General features: G+C 58.9%; 16 protein-coding genes. 12 read left to right on the forward strand and 4 right to left on the reverse strand.

The window, feature by feature from the left end; genetic code table 11:
• Positions 1–129: 129 nt before the first annotated feature.
• On the reverse strand, positions 130–681 hold the full coding sequence (gene yjgA / locus HMPREF3142_RS13920; RefSeq protein ID WP_004177664.1) for a ribosome biogenesis factor YjgA: 552 nt from the start codon (positions 679–681) through the stop codon (positions 130–132).
• A gap of 95 nt (positions 682–776) precedes the next feature.
• Here yjgA and pmbA point away from each other — a divergent pair, with 95 nt between their 5' ends.
• Both pmbA and cybC read left to right on the forward strand, forming a co-directional pair.
• Complete coding sequence (gene pmbA / locus HMPREF3142_RS13925; RefSeq protein ID WP_008807141.1) at positions 777–2,129, forward strand: metalloprotease PmbA; 1,353 nt, start codon at positions 777–779, stop codon at positions 2,127–2,129.
• A gap of 36 nt (positions 2,130–2,165) precedes the next feature.
• Positions 2,166–2,552, forward strand: a complete 387-nt coding sequence (cybC, locus tag HMPREF3142_RS13930) for a cytochrome b562 (protein ID WP_022065396.1) — start codon at positions 2,166–2,168, stop codon at positions 2,550–2,552.
• A gap of 54 nt (positions 2,553–2,606) precedes the next feature.
• Here cybC and HMPREF3142_RS29445 read toward each other — a convergent pair whose 3' ends face one another.
• Positions 2,607–2,738, reverse strand: a complete 132-nt coding sequence (locus HMPREF3142_RS29445) for a hypothetical protein (protein WP_012543089.1) — start codon at positions 2,736–2,738, stop codon at positions 2,607–2,609.
• Between the two features lie 103 nt (positions 2,739–2,841).
• Here HMPREF3142_RS29445 and HMPREF3142_RS13935 point away from each other — a divergent pair, with 103 nt between their 5' ends.
• The 10 genes from HMPREF3142_RS13935 to HMPREF3142_RS13980 all read left to right on the forward strand — a co-directional run bounded on the left by HMPREF3142_RS13935 (position 2,842) and on the right by HMPREF3142_RS13980 (position 11,610).
• A complete protein-coding gene (locus HMPREF3142_RS13935; RefSeq protein ID WP_008807140.1) occupies positions 2,842–3,180 on the forward strand; it encodes a PRD domain-containing protein in 339 nt (112 codons plus the stop codon).
• Between the two features lie 10 nt (positions 3,181–3,190).
• A complete protein-coding gene (locus HMPREF3142_RS13940; RefSeq protein ID WP_004206501.1) occupies positions 3,191–3,553 on the forward strand; it encodes an SFCGS family glycine-rich protein in 363 nt (120 codons plus the stop codon).
• A gap of 2 nt (positions 3,554–3,555) precedes the next feature.
• The gene (locus HMPREF3142_RS13945; RefSeq protein WP_004206503.1) at positions 3,556–3,855 is read left to right on the forward strand and encodes a DUF4312 family protein; all 300 of its coding nucleotides are present in this window, start codon (positions 3,556–3,558) and stop codon (positions 3,853–3,855) included.
• 21 nt (positions 3,856–3,876) lie between these two features.
• Complete coding sequence (locus HMPREF3142_RS13950; RefSeq protein ID WP_002886897.1) at positions 3,877–4,653, forward strand: DUF4311 domain-containing protein; 777 nt, start codon at positions 3,877–3,879, stop codon at positions 4,651–4,653.
• A gap of 13 nt (positions 4,654–4,666) precedes the next feature.
• Positions 4,667–5,311 (forward strand): DUF4310 family protein, encoded by a 645-nt coding sequence (locus HMPREF3142_RS13955; RefSeq protein ID WP_004152267.1) that lies wholly within the window; start codon positions 4,667–4,669, stop codon positions 5,309–5,311.
• A 113-nt stretch (positions 5,312–5,424) separates the two neighbouring features.
• Complete coding sequence (locus HMPREF3142_RS13960; RefSeq protein ID WP_012969089.1) at positions 5,425–6,558, forward strand: amidohydrolase/deacetylase family metallohydrolase; 1,134 nt, start codon at positions 5,425–5,427, stop codon at positions 6,556–6,558.
• A complete protein-coding gene (locus HMPREF3142_RS13965; protein ID WP_070612159.1) occupies positions 6,542–7,660 on the forward strand; it encodes a DgaE family pyridoxal phosphate-dependent ammonia lyase in 1,119 nt (372 codons plus the stop codon). The genes HMPREF3142_RS13960 and HMPREF3142_RS13965 overlap by 17 nt, the downstream gene beginning before the upstream one ends.
• A complete protein-coding gene (gene dagF / locus HMPREF3142_RS13970) occupies positions 7,657–8,397 on the forward strand; it encodes a 2-dehydro-3-deoxy-phosphogluconate aldolase (RefSeq protein ID WP_008807137.1) in 741 nt (246 codons plus the stop codon). Before HMPREF3142_RS13965 ends, dagF begins: the two co-directional genes overlap by 4 nt.
• Before the next feature lie 125 nt (positions 8,398–8,522).
• Positions 8,523–9,677 (forward strand): lactonase family protein, encoded by a 1,155-nt coding sequence (locus HMPREF3142_RS13975; RefSeq protein WP_070612160.1) that lies wholly within the window; start codon positions 8,523–8,525, stop codon positions 9,675–9,677.
• Between the two features lie 22 nt (positions 9,678–9,699).
• Positions 9,700–11,610, forward strand: a complete 1,911-nt coding sequence (locus HMPREF3142_RS13980) for a BglG family transcription antiterminator (RefSeq protein ID WP_032756354.1) — start codon at positions 9,700–9,702, stop codon at positions 11,608–11,610.
• Positions 11,611–11,627: 17 nt separating this feature from the next.
• On the opposite strand, the gene nrdG is transcribed toward HMPREF3142_RS13980, so the two are convergent.
• Both nrdG and nrdD read right to left on the reverse strand, forming a co-directional pair.
• Positions 11,628–12,092: an anaerobic ribonucleoside-triphosphate reductase-activating protein gene (gene nrdG, locus HMPREF3142_RS13985; RefSeq protein ID WP_022065402.1), complete on the reverse strand. Its 465-nt coding sequence runs from the start codon at positions 12,090–12,092 to the stop codon at positions 11,628–11,630.
• Between the two features lie 249 nt (positions 12,093–12,341).
• Positions 12,342–14,480 carry an anaerobic ribonucleoside-triphosphate reductase gene (nrdD, locus tag HMPREF3142_RS13990; RefSeq protein WP_070612161.1) on the reverse strand — a complete coding sequence of 713 codons (2,139 nt, stop codon included), beginning with the start codon at positions 14,478–14,480 and terminating at the stop codon, positions 12,342–12,344.
• Positions 14,481–14,630: the final 150 nt, after the last annotated feature.

Consider the following 14,630-nt stretch of genomic DNA (forward strand, 5'->3'; position numbering starts at 1 on the left):
TGCCCGGCGGCGCTGCGCTTGCGCGGGCCTACGAAACAGATTAACCGGTTGATATACAGGGATCTGTAGCCCGGATAAGGCGCAGCGCGCCGCCATCCGGGAGACGATTGCGGGCAAAAACAGCGGGACTTAGCCTTCGTTTTCCGCCAGTTCACGCAGATACTGGAAGATCAGGCGCGCCGATTTCGGCGGCTTGTTGCCTTCTTTCTCTTTCTTCGCATTGCGGATCAGCGAACGCAGCTGCTGACGGTCAGCATCTGGCCACAGGTTCAGCACTTCAGCGACAGCGTCATCCCCATCGTCAATCAGTCGATCGCGGATCTGCTCCAGCTTGTGGAACAGCGCAACCTGCTGGTTGTGACGGTTTTTCAGCTTGTCCAGCGCCTGACGAATCGGATCGACATCGCGGTTGCGCAGCATCTTACCGATAAGCTGCAGCTGGCGGCGGCGACCCTCTTTTTTGATTCGCTGGGCGAGTTCGATGGCGTCGCGCAGGTCAGTATCCAGCGGAATTTTATCCAGCGCGTTTTTCCCCAGGTCAACGAGTTCCGCGCCAAGACGCTTCAGTTCTTCCGCGTCGCGCTTAATTTCACTCTTACTGACCCAGATGATTTCATCATCTTCATCTTCAACGTCATCACCGGGCACGTCGTCGAGCCAGTCTTCGGGCTGCTTTGTCATCTCAGGCTCCTTAAAAAAAGAGGCTAATGTTACCAGTTAAGGCGCGCACTGAAAAACGGTTCTCTGTTAGACTTCAGTTAACTCCTTCTTACATTATGGCATTAGCAATGAAAGTCATCTCTCAAGTTGCACAGCAGCGTAAGACGCTGGAAGAAGCCGTTACCACGGCACTGGAACTGGCGGCAGGTAAATCTGACGGTGCGGAAGTCTCCGTCAGCAAAACGACGGGCATCGGCGTCAGCACCCGCTATGGCGAAGTGGAGAATGTAGAATTCAATAGCGATGGGGCGTTAGGCATTACGGTTTACCATCAGAACCGCAAGGGCAGCGCCTCTTCCACCGATCTTAGCCCGGACGCCATCGCCCGCACCGTACAGGCGGCGCTGGATATTGCGCGCTACACCTCCCCGGATCCGTTTGCCGGTGTGGCCGATAAAGAGCTGCTGGCCTTTGACGCCCCGGATCTGGACCTGTTCCACCCGGCGGAGGTCTCCCCGGACGAAGCCATCGAACTGGCCGCCCGCGCGGAGCAAGCGGCGCTGAAGGCCGATAAACGCATCACCAACACCGAAGGCGGCAGCTTTAACAGCCACTACGGCATCAAAGTGTTCGGTAACAGTCACGGCATGCTGCAAAGTTACTGCTCGACTCGCCATTCGCTCTCCAGCTGCGTCATCGCGGAAGATGATGGCGATATGGAGCGCGACTACGCCTACACCATTGGCCGGGCGATCGAGGATCTGCAGTCCCCGGAATGGGTCGGGGAAGAGTGCGCTCGCCGCACCCTGTCGCGTCTGGCGCCGCGTAAGCTGTCGACCATGAAGGCGCCGGTTATTTTCGCCAACGAAGTGGCGACCGGGCTGTTTGGCCACCTGGTCGGAGCGATTGCCGGTGGTTCGGTATACCGCAAATCCACCTTCCTGCTCGATTCGCTGGGCAAACAAATTTTGCCAGAGTGGCTGACCATCGAAGAGCATCCTCACCTGCTGAAAGGGCTGGCCTCCACGCCGTTCGACAGCGAAGGCGTGCGCACTGAGCGTCGTGACATCATCAAAGACGGCGTGCTGACCCAGTGGCTGCTGACCAACTACTCGGCGCGTAAGCTGGGGATGAAAAGCACCGGCCACGCCGGGGGCATCCACAACTGGCGCATTAACGGCCGCGGCCTGAGTTTTGCAAAGATGCTTAAAGAGATGGGCACCGGTCTTGTGGTTACCGAACTGATGGGGCAGGGTGTCAGTGGCGTCACCGGCGACTACTCACGCGGCGCATCCGGCTTCTGGGTAGAAAACGGCGAAATTCAATATCCTGTCAGTGAGATCACCATTGCAGGAAATCTGAAAGAAATGTGGCGTAATATCGTGACCATTGGCGATGATATTGAAACGCGCAGCAACATTCAGTGCGGTTCTGTGCTGCTGCCGGAGATGAAAATCGCCGGGCAATAACACCTGTTTGCTTAAATAATAAAAAGGAAGTGAGCAATGCGTAAAAAACTGTTAGCGATGCTGGCTGTCTCTGCTTTTGCGCTCGGTTCAGCGTCGGCCTTCGCCGACCTGGGCGAAGACATGGACACTCTGGCAGAAAACCTGCAAGTGGTACAGAAGTCCTCCGACGCCGGCGAGCTGAAAGCGGCGCTGAATAAGATGCGTACCGCCGCGGTCGATGCCCAGAAAGAGACCCCGCCGAAGCTGGAAGGCAAAGCGGCCGACAGCGCTGAGATGAAAGATTACCGTCATGGTCTGGATATTCTGATCGGCCAGATCGACGGTGCGCTGAAGCTGGCGAACGAAGGCAAGGTGAAAGAGGCGCAGGCCGCCGCGGAGGAGTTTAAAACCACCCGCAACACCTACCATAAGAAGTACCGCTAACCGTTCTTTTCGGGAGGCATCAGCCGATGCCTCCCGCCTGAAAGCCTACCGATATCACATTTTTCCACTCTCTTTTTCCGGCCTTTCCGCTGCCGCGGGCGCCTTGTCCACGCTCATTGTTGTGATACATCTCACGTCATAGCCGTCGTTTTTGCCTTTTCCCTGTGAATATGTGGGGTCGATCACGCCTGCCGTCTCCCTTTCCACTTCGAAGTGGAAAACAACTCGCTACAAACTCCCATCCCCCGGCGCTACCTTGATTTCCAGAGACATCAGCGGGGTATCAGAAGTGAATAACGGAGCGGTAATACACGACGAAGGGGAGCAGGCAGCGCAGACCGAACGGCTGGCTGACAAGATGCTGCAGCAGGTTTACGCCTTGTTAAACCGTCACGGCATCGTCCCTAACGACGTTCAGGAGCAAATGCTGACTTCCCACGTGCGGGCCATGGCCCACCGGTCAATCAGTGGTGAACCGCTGCCGGAAGTGGATGCCAGCCTGTTCGAAGAGATTTCACCAGATTCAATGACGCTGGCCCGCGAAGTGGTCGCGCAGTTCGGCAACCTGCCCGATGAAGAGGCCTGGCTGCTGTCCGTCCATTTCGAAGTCGCAAAAGAAAACCTGTAAGGAGCAAAACATGGAACAAATCACCGTAGTCATTGGCGACCGCCTGGGCAAAGGCCAAAAAGTCGCTGCAGGCGCTGAGAAAGCGGGCGCACGTGCTGTGGTCGTCCCTGGCGTTGCTGCCGATATGAAGCTTGGCGACATGATGAAAGCGGAAAACGCTACCTTCGGCATCTCCTTCTGCGGCAGCGGCGGCGCCGGGGCCATCACCGCCCAGACCAAATACGGCTACAAAGCGAAATATGGCATGCGTTCGGTGGAAGAGGGCGTCACTGCCATCAACGAAGGCTGCAATGTGCTGGGCTTCGGCTTTATGGATAAAGAAGAGCTGGGCGAGCGCCTGGTAGAAGCCTGGAAAAAGAAATACGGCGCATAAGTATGAAAGAGCAATTCACCACCACGGTGAGGGTTGCCGGCAAAGGCGAAAGCAAATCACGGGCCTTCGCCGATGCCCTGAACCATGTGCAGGCTGCGGTGATGAAAACCTCATCGCACATTCTGCTGCGTATTGAGCCACAGGACGTGACGGTTGTTCATGCGCGCGAAGCGGTACGAAAAGAGGCCTTCCTGTTCTTCTTTTTGCGCCGTGAACGACGGACCTACAGCGTGGAGCTGGACGTCACCGTCAACGTGACCGCCATCGATCTCGATAAAGTGGATTTCGTCACGCAAACCTGATTGTTAGCAAAGGGTCTGACTATGTTCCTGATAATTTTAATAAAATCGCTCATCATCGGCGGCCTGGTCGGCGTCGGCGTGGGCGCCGGAGCGGCACGCATGTTTCACGCCCCTACCACCCAGGGGATGGGGGCGTTTCGAACCCTGGGCGAGCTGAATTCCTGCGAAGGCGATCCGGCTTCCCACTTCTCCTTTGGCCTCGGTTTCTTCTTTAACGCCTGGGCCTCTTCCGTGGCAGCAGGCTCCTTCACCCAGGATGTTGACCACCGCATTATCCCCAACTGGGGCGCGGCGGCGCTAATGCTGAAAAATCGTAACGTCGGCGAAACGTTGCACGATCCGAAAAAAATGGCCATCTCCTGCGGCATCATCGGCATGATTGTCGTCGCCTTCCTCAACCTCACCGCCTCGTCCGTACCGGAAGCGCTGCAGGTGACCGCGGTTAAGGTCCTGGTGCCGGCGGCAAACCTGCTGGTGAACACCGTGATGCCGGTGATCTTCTGGCTGGCGGCTATCGATGCCGGTAAGAAATCAGGCTTCTGGGCGACGATTTTCGGCGGCGCCGCGCAGCTGATTATGGGTAACGCCGTACCGGGTCTGGTGCTGGGGATCCTGATCGGTAAAGGCGTCGAAGAGAGCGGCTGGAACCGGGTGACTAAAGTGATGATGGTGGCCATCGTCGCGCTGTTTGTCCTCAGCGGCTTCTTCCGCGGCTTCGACATGAAGATGATCGAATCCTTCCATCTGACCGTGCCGAACTGGCTGGACATGATCCACAACTCACTCAGCGGCAAGTAACGGGAGCCTGATAATGGAACAGAATAAAGGTTTTTGGTATGCCGACTGGTCGTTCCCGATCTTTGTTGGCCTGCTCTCCTCCGGCGTCTTCGCCGGGACGCACATGTACTACCTGTACGGCATCGGCGCCTTTAACGAAGTGGCCTTCGTGGCCATGCTGAAGTCGGGGATTGATACCGGCGTTTACGGCGCGGTGGCGGCGTTTGGCGCCAGCTTCCTGTTCGCCCGCATCATCGAAGGGTCGCTGGTGGGGATCCTCGATATCGGCGGAGCGATACAGACCGGTATCGGTCTTGGCGTACCGGCGCTGCTGCTCGGCGCGGGCTTTGTCTTCCCGGTGGCGAACTTCGCCGCCTCGCTGGTCACCGGCCTGGTCCTTGGTCTGGCAGTGGGTTACATCATCATTCTGGCGCGTAAGTTCACCATTAACCAGAGCGATTCCACTTACGGCGCCGACGTGATGATGGGGGCCGGTAATGCCTCCGGCCGCTTCCTCGGTCCCTTGATTATCCTCAGCGCGATGACCGCCTCGATTCCTATCGGGATTGGCTCGCTGGTTGGCGCACTGCTGTTCTACATCTGGCAGAAACCGATCACCGGCGGCGCCATCCTCGGCGCGATGATCCTCGGCTCCATCTTCCCGGTGGCGATTAGCTAATCGCCCGATGGCGCTGCGCTTATCGGGCCTACACGTCAGCGCGATTGGTAGGCCGGATAAGGCGGTACGCCGCCATCCGGCAACAGATTCACCCTTTTCATCAGGAGATAGCTATGTTTGATTTACTCCTGCGCCGTGCGCGCCTCGTCGACGATACCCTGACTGATATCGCCATCCAGGACGGGAAAATCGCGGCGCTGGGCGAGATTAGCGCGCCCTCCCGCAACACCCTCGATCTGCACGGCAACAGCTACGTCAGCGCCGGCTGGATTGACTCCCACGTTCACTGCTACCCGAATTCGCCGATTTATCACGATGAGCCGGACAGCGTCGGCATCGCCACCGGCGTCACCACCGTGATTGATGCCGGCAGCACCGGCGCCGACGACGTCGATGACTTCTATCAACTGACCCGTAACGCGGCGACGGAAGTTTATGCGTTGCTCAATATCTCCCGCGTCGGGCTGATTGCGCAGAATGAACTGGCGAATATGGCCAATATCGACGCCGCTGCGGTGAAGCAGGCGGTGCAGCGTCATCCTGATTTTATCGTCGGCCTGAAGGCGCGGATGAGCAGCAGCGTCGTCGGCGAAAACGGCATTACGCCGCTGGCGCGCGCCAAGGCCATTCAGCAGGAAAACGGCGATCTGCCGCTGATGGTGCACATCGGCAATAACCCGCCGAACCTCGATGAAATCGCCGATCTGCTGAGCCGCGGCGACATCATTACCCACTGCTATAACGGCAAGCCGAACCGCATTCTGAATCCCGCCGGCGAACTGCGTAGCTCGATTACTCGCGCTCTGCAGCGCGGCGTGCGCCTCGACGTTGGGCACGGCACCGCCAGCTTCAGCTTTGAAGTGGCGCGGCGGGCGATTGCGCTGGGCATTCTGCCGCACACCATCAGCTCCGATATTTACTGCCGTAACCGTATCGATGGCCCGGTGCGCTCGCTGGCGCTGGTGATGTCGAAATTCCTCGCCATCGGCATGACCCTGCCGCAGGTCATTGCCTGCGTGACCGTCAGCGCCGCCGAGGGGCTGCGCCTGTCGCGTAAAGGGCGGCTGGAAGTGGGCTTCGACGCCGATTTAACGCTATTTCGCCTGGAGCACCGGCCCACGCTGCTGGTGGATGCCGAAAAAGAGAGCCTCCAGGCTGACAACATTCTGGTGCCGCTGGCCGCGATCCGCGCGGGCAAAGGCTATCTGACCGAACAAGGGAGCGCGGAACATGCCTTCGATTTTTGAGAAATACCATTTAAAACAGGTGATTAATACTTCGGGCCGCATGACGGCGCTGGGCGTTTCCACGCCGCGCCCGGAAGTGGTGGAAGCCGCGATGGCCGGTATGAACCAGTACTTTGAAATGAAAGACCTGGTGAATAAAACCGGCGAGTACATCGCCAGGTTGCTGGATGTGGAAGGGGCGACCGTTGTCTCCTGCGCGTCGGCGGGGATTGCCCAGTCGGTGGCGGCGGTGCTGGTGAAAGACAGCGACTGGCTGCTGGAGAACCTGCACGTTACGCCGATTGAGAATAACGAAATCGTGTTGCCGAAGGGCCACAACGTCAACTTCGGCGCGCCGGTTGGCACGATGGTGGCGCTGGGCGGCGGTAAGCTGGTGGAAGCGGGCTACGCCAACGAATGTTCCGCCCAACAGCTGGCGGCGGCAATCACCCCGCGCACCGCGGCGATCCTGTATATCAAATCCCACCACTGCGTACAGAAAAGCATGCTCAACGTCGCGCAGGCTGCGGAAGTGGCGCGCCAGCATGGCTTGCCGCTGATTGTCGATGCGGCGGCGGAAGAAGATCTGCAGTGCTACTACCGCATGGGCGCCGACCTGGTGATCTACAGCGGCGCAAAAGCCATTGAAGGGCCGACCAGCGGGCTGGTGATCGGCAAAACGCAGTACGTCGAGTGGGTTAAACGCCAGTCGATGGGGATTGGCCGGGCGATGAAAGTGGGTAAAGAGGGCATTCTCGGCCTGACCTGCGCCATTGAACACTACCTGACGGCGACTAAAGAGAGCGGTCAGCAGATGGTGGACAAGATGACGCCGTTTATCGAGCAGCTCAACACGCTTAACGGCGTGACCGCGCGGGTGGTGTGGGATAGCGCGGGCCGTGATATCGCCCGCGCCGAAATTAAATTTGATGAAGCGACCACCGGCGTGAATACCGGCGATCTGGTTAACGCGCTGAAGCAGGGCGAATACGCCATCTACTTCCGCGGCTATAAAGCTAACGAAGGCATTATCGAAGCCGATGTCCGCAGCGTGAACGCGGAGCAGCTGGCGGTGGTCGCCCGCCGCATCGCGGAAGTGCTGAACAAGGAGAAACAAGCATGAAACTGACCCCAAACTTTTACCGTGATCGCGTGTGCCTGAACGTCCTGGCGGGCAGCAAAGACAACGCCCGCGAAATTTACGACGCGGCGGAAGGTCACGTCCTGGTCGGCGTGCTCTCCAAAAACTATCCGGATGTCGCCAGCGCGGTGGCCGATATGCGTGACTACGCGAAGCTTATTGATAACGCGCTCTCCGTCGGGCTGGGCGCAGGCGATCCAAACCAGTCGGCGATGGTGAGCGAGATTTCTCGCCAGGTGCAGCCGCAGCACGTCAACCAGGTCTTCACCGGCGTGGCTACCAGCCGCGCGCTGCTCGGGCAGAATGAGACCGTGGTGAATGGCCTGGTCTCGCCGACCGGTACGCCGGGAATGGTGAAGATCTCCACCGGCCCGCTGAGCAGCGGCGCGGCGGATGGCATTGTGCCGCTGGAAACCGCCATCGCGCTGCTGAAAGACATGGGCGGCAGCTCCATCAAATACTTCCCGATGGGCGGCCTGAAGCACCGCGCCGAATTCGAAGCCGTCGCCAAAGCCTGCGCTGCGCACGATTTCTGGCTCGAGCCGACCGGCGGTATCGATCTGGACAACTACAGCGAGATCCTGAAAATCGCTCTCGATGCCGGGGTGAGCAAAATCATCCCACATATCTACAGCTCGATTATCGATAAAGCCAGCGGCAACACCCGCCCCGCCGATGTGCGCCAGTTGCTGGAGATGACCAAACAGTTAGTGAAGTAGTGCTATTGCCGCTCAGCCTAACTTTCTCCCGGAGGGAGAGGGAACCATCTGGTTTTCTCCCTCTCCCTTTGGGAGAGGGCCGGGGTGAGGGGCAACTTATCCCACCGAACCATCAAGGAGTTGCTATGCCTGTCGCTCGTCATCTGCTTGTCGCTTCACTGTCCCTGTTTGCCGCCGCCGCGGGCGCCGCGCAAACCCACTATGCCTGGGTAGGTACCTATAATCCCAATGGCGAAGGTCTGTACCGCTTTACCGTCGATGCCAACACCGGCGCGCTGCGTGGCAGGGCCCTGGTGAGCGCGTTGCCAAACGTCGCGCAGCTGACCGTGTCGCGCGATGGCAAAACGCTGTATGCCGCCAGCGAAGTCGAAAAAGGCGTCGTGCAGGCGTGGCGCATTGAGAAGAATGGCGAGCTGACCGCACTCAGCCAGGTTGCCTCCGGCGGCGCCGGGCCGGTGTATCTCTCCCTGACGCCGGATGGTAAACATCTGCTGGTGGCCAACTACGTCAGCGGCAGTATCGCCGTGCTACCGGTGAAAGAAGATGGTAGCCTGGGCGAGGCAGTGGACAAGCATCAGGATGAAGGCCCGGCAGGCGCCGAACGCCCGGCGGCGGCCGTCGAGGGCAGCTTCGCCATCAGCGATCACAATGGCCCGCACGCCCATATGATCGCCGCCGATCCCAGCGGGAAATTTGTTTACTCCACCGATCTGGGGCTGGATCGGATCTATCAGTACCGGCTGGATAGCGCCAGCGGCAAGCTGACGCCGAACGATCCGCCGTTCATCGCCGCTTCGTCGCCGGGCGCCGGCCCACGCCACTTCGTCTTTACGCCAAAGGGCGACGGCCTGTGGCTGATCAACGAAGAAGCGTCGACGCTGACTTTCTATCATCTGGATAAGCAAAGCGGCTTGCTGCGCGAAGGCAAAACCGTCTCCGCGCTGCCGAAAGAGTATAAGGGCACCAGCTTTGCCGCCGGTCTGGCGCTGAGCAACGATGGTAAGCAGCTGTATGTCGCCAACCGTCTGCATAACAGCATCGCCCACTTTACGGTGCAGGCGGATGGCCGCCTGAGCCACCAGGAGGATATCTGGACGCGTGGGGATTACCCCCGTACGCTGACCCTGGATAATCAGGGGCAGTGGCTGTACGTCATGAACCAGCGTAGCGATAATATTACCCGCTTCAGCGTGTCGCCGAAGGATGGCAAATTAACCTTTGCCTCCGACTACACGCCGGTCGGTAGCCCATCGCAGATGGTGATATCCGCCCAACCCTGAGCCGTAATTACAAGGAACTGACATGCGATTTCCCAACCAACGCTTAGCGCAACTCTTCACCCTGCTGCGGAATGAAACGCTGCCGCAGGATGAGCTGGCGCAACGCCTGTCGGTTTCCACCCGTACCGTGCGCGCCGATATTACCGCCCTGAATGCGCTGCTGGCGCAGTATGGCGCGCAGTTTATCCTCAACCGCGGCAGCGGTTATCAGCTGAAAATTGATAACCCGGCGAGCTTTCAGGCGCTGGAGGAGACGGCGCCGAAGACGCAGCACGTGCCGCGAACCGCCCAGGATCGCATCACGTTTCTGCTGGTGCGCTTCCTGACGTCGGCGTTCTCCATCAAGCTGGAAGATCTGGCGGATGAGTGGTTCGTCAGCCGCGCGACGCTGCAAAATGATATGGTCGAGGTGCGTGAGCGCTTCCAGCGCTATCAGCTCACCCTTGAAACCCGCCCGCGCCACGGCATGAAGCTGTTTGGTAGCGAGGTGTCGATTCGCGCCTGCCTGACCGATCTACTGTGGGAACTGACGCTGCAGGGCGGCATTCATCCGTTAATCGGCGCCGAGGCGCTGGAAGCAGATGTCCCTGCGCTGCTGGAGCCTGTGCTGCAGGAGACGCTCACCCGGCATCATATTCGCCTCACCGATGTCGGCGAGCGTTTTATCTGCCTCTACGGCGCAGTGGTGGTGCGCCGCGTTAGCGAAGGCTATCCGCTGGCCGATTTCAACGCCGAAGATGTGGCGCAAAACGTCCGCGACGCCGCGCGCGATTTGGCGGGAGAGCTGCAGCGGCTGGCCGGAAAACCCTTCTCGCCCGCCGAAGAAGAGTGGCTGTGCGTGCATCTCGCCGCCCGTCAGGTGCAGGACGTCGACCCGGAAACCATCAGCGCGGACGATGACGAAGCTCTGGTGAATTACATTCTGCGCTACATCAACAGCCAGTATAACTACAACCTGCTGGACGACGCCCAGCTGCACGCCGATCTGCTGACCCACATTAAAACCATGATCACCCGCGTGCGCTACCAGATCATGATCCCCAATCCGCTGCTGGATAACATCAAACAGCACTACCCGATGGCCTGGGATATGACCCTCGCCGCGGTCTCCAGCTGGGGGAAGTACACGCCTTATACCATCAGCGAAAACGAAATTGGCTTCCTGGTGCTGCATATCGGCGTCGGGCTGGAGCGCCACTACAATATTGGCTACCAGCGTCAACCACAGGTGCTACTGGTCTGCGATACCAGCAATGCGATGGTACGGATGATCGAAGCGATCCTGCAGCGCAAATATCCGCAGCTGGAGATCGCCGCCACGATTTCCCAGCGCGAGTATGAACAGCGGGATGCGATCGAGGCGGATTTTGTTATCTCCACGGTGCGCATCAGCGAAAAAGACAAACCGGTGGTGACCATCGCGCCGTTTCCCACCGACTATCAGCTGGATCAGATTGGCAAGCTGGTGCTGGTGGACCGTACCCGTCCGTGGATGCTGAATAAGTACTTCGATGCCGCCCACTTCCGGGTGGTCGATAAGCCGATGGATCAGCAAACGCTGTTCGCCGAGCTGTGCCAGCAGCTGCTGGAGGAAGGCTTTGTTGACGCCGAGTTTCATGCTTCGGTGGTGGAGCGTGAGGCGATTGTCAGCACCATGCTCGGCGATGGCATTGCGCTGCCGCACTCCCTGGGACTGCTGGCCAAAAAGACGGTGGTTTATACGGTTATCGCCCCGCAGGGCATCGCCTGGGGCGACGAAACCGCCCATATCATTTTCCTGCTCGCCATCAGTAAGCGCGAGTACGAAGAGGCGATGGCGATCTACGATATTTTCGTGACTTTCCTGCGCGAGCGCGCCATGAGCCGCCTTGCCACGACCCGCAGCTTCAATGAGTTTAAAACGGTGGCGATGGAGTGCGTCAGCCGGTTTTGAGAGGCTGACGGAGGGGATTAACGCAAATGATGTACCACCTGGTTGCTGCTGCCGCGCCAGATCAGCGCCGGGTCTTTTAAATCCTGCACAAACTTACCGTCGACCAGCACGTTGATCAGGTTCACCACCTGCATTTGCGCCTCATTCAGCTCATCCAGCTTATAGCCGGTCCAGACCCAGATATCTTTGCCGGGGCATTCGGCGCGCACGCGCTGAACCAGCTTGAGGATCTCCGCGATGTTTTGCGGATGCAGCGGATCGCCGCCGGAGAGTGAAATCCCCTGGCGCTTGATGCGGGTATCGTTGAGGTCGGCAATGATGCGGTCGGCCATCTCAGCGGTAAACGGCATACCGGAGTTCACCCGCCAGGTGCTCTTGTTGTAGCAGCCTGGGCACTCGTGGACGCAGCCGGAGACAAACAGGGTGCAGCGGGTGCCGGGGCCGTTGACGATATCTACCGGGTAGTACTGATGGTAATTCATTTTTCGCTTCTCAATTAACGCCATAGCCGCGTTGGCTGCGCTCGCTCACCCCAGTCACGTACTGAATGTACGCTCCCGGGGATTCCCTCGTTTGCCGCCTTGCTCTGACGCTAATTGCTTTGCGAAAACGGAGGAATGCGGCCATTTCCCGGGTCGCGGCGTTCCGCCTTACCCGGGCTACCGGACGGTGCAAAACAGTAGCCCGGATAAGGCGCTGCGCGCCGCTATCCGGGAAAAGCGCATTGGTCTTTAACCGATTTGCCCATTGGCCAGGTGCTTAACGCGGCGCTTCACTTCTTCCTGCTTGCCGGCGTTGAACGGACGCGCGTCCGGACTGCCGAGATAACCGCATACCCGACGAGTAACCGACACGCGAGCGGCATCGTGATTACCACATTTCGGGCAGGTAAAGCCCTTGCTGGTGCACTCGAACTCGCCGGTAAAACCACACTCGTAGCATTCATCGATCGGCGTATTAGTCCCGTAGTACGGCACGTGCTCATAGCTGTAATCCCACACGTCTTCCAGCGCCTTCAGGTTGTGCTGGATATTCGGGTACTCGCCGTAGCAAATGAAGCCGCCGTTGGCCAGCGGCGGGTACGGCGCTTCGAAATCGATCTTGTCGTACGGGTTGACCTTCTTCTCGACGTCGAGGTGGAAGCTGTTGGTGTAGTAACCTTTATCGGTCACGCCCTCCACTATGCCAAACTCGGCGGTGTCGAGACGGCAGAAGCGGTCGCACAGGTTTTCGCTCGGCGTGCTGTACAGACTAAAGCCGTAGCCGGTCTCTTCCTTCCACACATCGACGGCGTCGCGCAGGCGCTGGACGATGGCCACACCTTTCTCACGCAGCGCCTCGCTGTCGTACATATGCTGATTACCGTACAGCGCATTGATGGTCTCATGGATACCGATGTAACCCAGTGAAATGGACGCGCGGCCGTTTTTGAAAATCTCGGAGACGTCATCGTCGGCTTTCAGCCGCACGCCGCAGGCCCCTTCCATATACAGGATCGGCGCCACGCGGGCCTTCACCCCTTCCAGACGGGCAATACGGGTCATCAGCGCTTTGCGCGCCAGCTGCAGGCGCTCGTCCAGCAGCGCCCAGAAGGCGGCTTCGTCGCCTTTCGCTTCCAGGGCGATACGCGGCAGGTTGAGGCTAATCACGCCGAGGTTATTGCGCCCGTCATGCACCTGCTCGCCGTTCTCGTTTTCCCACACCCCGAGGAAGCTGCGGCAGCCCATCGGCGTTTTAAACGACCCGGTGACTTTCACCACCTGATCGTAGTTGAGGATATCCGGGTACATGCGCTTGCTGGCGCACTCCAGCGCCAGCTGCTTGATGTCGTAGTTCGGATCGCCGAACTTATGGTTCAGGCCGTCGCGAATGGCGAAGACCAGTTTCGGGAATACCGCGGTTTTGCGATTTTTACCGAGGCCAGCGATGCGGTTGCGCAGAATCGACTGCTGGATCAGGCGCGACTCCCAACTGGTGCCGAGGCCAAAACCAAAGGTGACAAACGGCGTCTGACCGTTGGCGGTATGCAGCGTGTTGACTTCATACTCCAGCGACTGGAAGGCGTCGTAGCACTCTTTTTCGGTACGGGCGCGGGCATAGCCTACGGCGTCCGGGATCTGCCACTCTTCGGCGATTTTACGATGCTTTTTGAAGCTTTCGGTGACGAACGGCGCCAGCACTTCATCGATACGGTTGATGGTAGTGCCGCCATAAATATGGCTGGCGACCTGGGCGATGATCTGCGCCGTCACCGCGGTGGCGGTAGAGATAGACTTCGGCGGCTCGATCTCCGCGTTGCCCATCTTAAAGCCCTGAGTCAGCATCCCTTTCAGATCGATCAGCATGCAGTTGAACATCGGGAAGAAGGGCGAGTAATCGAGGTCGTGATAGTGGATCATGCCGCGCTCGTGGGCCATCACCACATCGTGGGGCAGCAGGTGCTGCCGCGCATAGTGCTTGGCGACGATACCGGCCAGCAGGTCCCGCTGGGTCGGGATGACTTTGCTATCCTTGTTGGCATTTTCGTTGAGCAGCGCGGAGTTGGTCTGCTCGACGAGGCCGCGGATCTCCTGATTGAGGCGGCCGCGCTTCTCGCGCTGGCTATCGCGGTCATGGCGATACTCAATGTAGGCGCGCGCCAGCTGCTTATAGGGGCCGGACATCAGCTGGTTTTCTACCGCAGTCTGAATCTCGTTGATGTCGACCTGGGCGCGGCCCTGCATTTGTTGGCTAACGACTTCTGCGACGGTGGCGCAATAGTCTGCGTCATCGACTCCCGCTGCTTTAGCTGCACGTAGAATTGCTTCCTGAATGCGCTCTGATTTGAACGGCACTTTACAGCCATCACGTTTCATCACATGCGGTGTCATGATCACTCCATATATAGAACAGGTTATCCACAGAGGCGGAGGTTATCCCGAAGGCGCTGCACGCTACGGCTCGTGCTGTTTGCCTTCAGATCCGGCCCGTTTTATCCACATCTCATCACCGCCAGACATCGACAAGATATGGTGACATAA

This window comes from Klebsiella sp. HMSC16C06 (assembly GCF_001808325.1).
In the GTDB taxonomy this organism is placed as follows: domain Bacteria; phylum Pseudomonadota; class Gammaproteobacteria; order Enterobacterales; family Enterobacteriaceae; genus Klebsiella; species Klebsiella variicola.

Excerpts from the sequence above, each read along its gene's own strand:
- pmbA (WP_008807141.1), top strand. The coding sequence starts at position 777 with ATGGCATTAGCAATGAAAGTCATCTCTCAAGTTGCACAGCAGCGTAAG.
- nrdG (WP_022065402.1), bottom strand. The coding sequence starts at position 12,092 with ATGAATTACCATCAGTACTACCCGGTAGATATCGTCAACGGCCCCGGC.
- HMPREF3142_RS13955 (WP_004152267.1), top strand. The coding sequence starts at position 4,667 with ATGGAACAGAATAAAGGTTTTTGGTATGCCGACTGGTCGTTCCCGATC.
- HMPREF3142_RS13940 (WP_004206501.1), top strand. The coding sequence starts at position 3,191 with ATGGAACAAATCACCGTAGTCATTGGCGACCGCCTGGGCAAAGGCCAA.
- yjgA (WP_004177664.1), bottom strand. The coding sequence starts at position 681 with ATGACAAAGCAGCCCGAAGACTGGCTCGACGACGTGCCCGGTGATGAC.
- HMPREF3142_RS13965 (WP_070612159.1), top strand. The coding sequence starts at position 6,542 with ATGCCTTCGATTTTTGAGAAATACCATTTAAAACAGGTGATTAATACT.
- HMPREF3142_RS13945 (WP_004206503.1), top strand. The coding sequence starts at position 3,556 with ATGAAAGAGCAATTCACCACCACGGTGAGGGTTGCCGGCAAAGGCGAA.
- HMPREF3142_RS13980 (WP_032756354.1), top strand. The coding sequence starts at position 9,700 with ATGCGATTTCCCAACCAACGCTTAGCGCAACTCTTCACCCTGCTGCGG.
- nrdD (WP_070612161.1), bottom strand. The coding sequence starts at position 14,480 with ATGACACCGCATGTGATGAAACGTGATGGCTGTAAAGTGCCGTTCAAA.
- HMPREF3142_RS13950 (WP_002886897.1), top strand. The coding sequence starts at position 3,877 with ATGTTCCTGATAATTTTAATAAAATCGCTCATCATCGGCGGCCTGGTC.
- HMPREF3142_RS13960 (WP_012969089.1), top strand. The coding sequence starts at position 5,425 with ATGTTTGATTTACTCCTGCGCCGTGCGCGCCTCGTCGACGATACCCTG.
- HMPREF3142_RS13975 (WP_070612160.1), top strand. The coding sequence starts at position 8,523 with ATGCCTGTCGCTCGTCATCTGCTTGTCGCTTCACTGTCCCTGTTTGCC.
- dagF (WP_008807137.1), top strand. The coding sequence starts at position 7,657 with ATGAAACTGACCCCAAACTTTTACCGTGATCGCGTGTGCCTGAACGTC.
- cybC (WP_022065396.1), top strand. The coding sequence starts at position 2,166 with ATGCGTAAAAAACTGTTAGCGATGCTGGCTGTCTCTGCTTTTGCGCTC.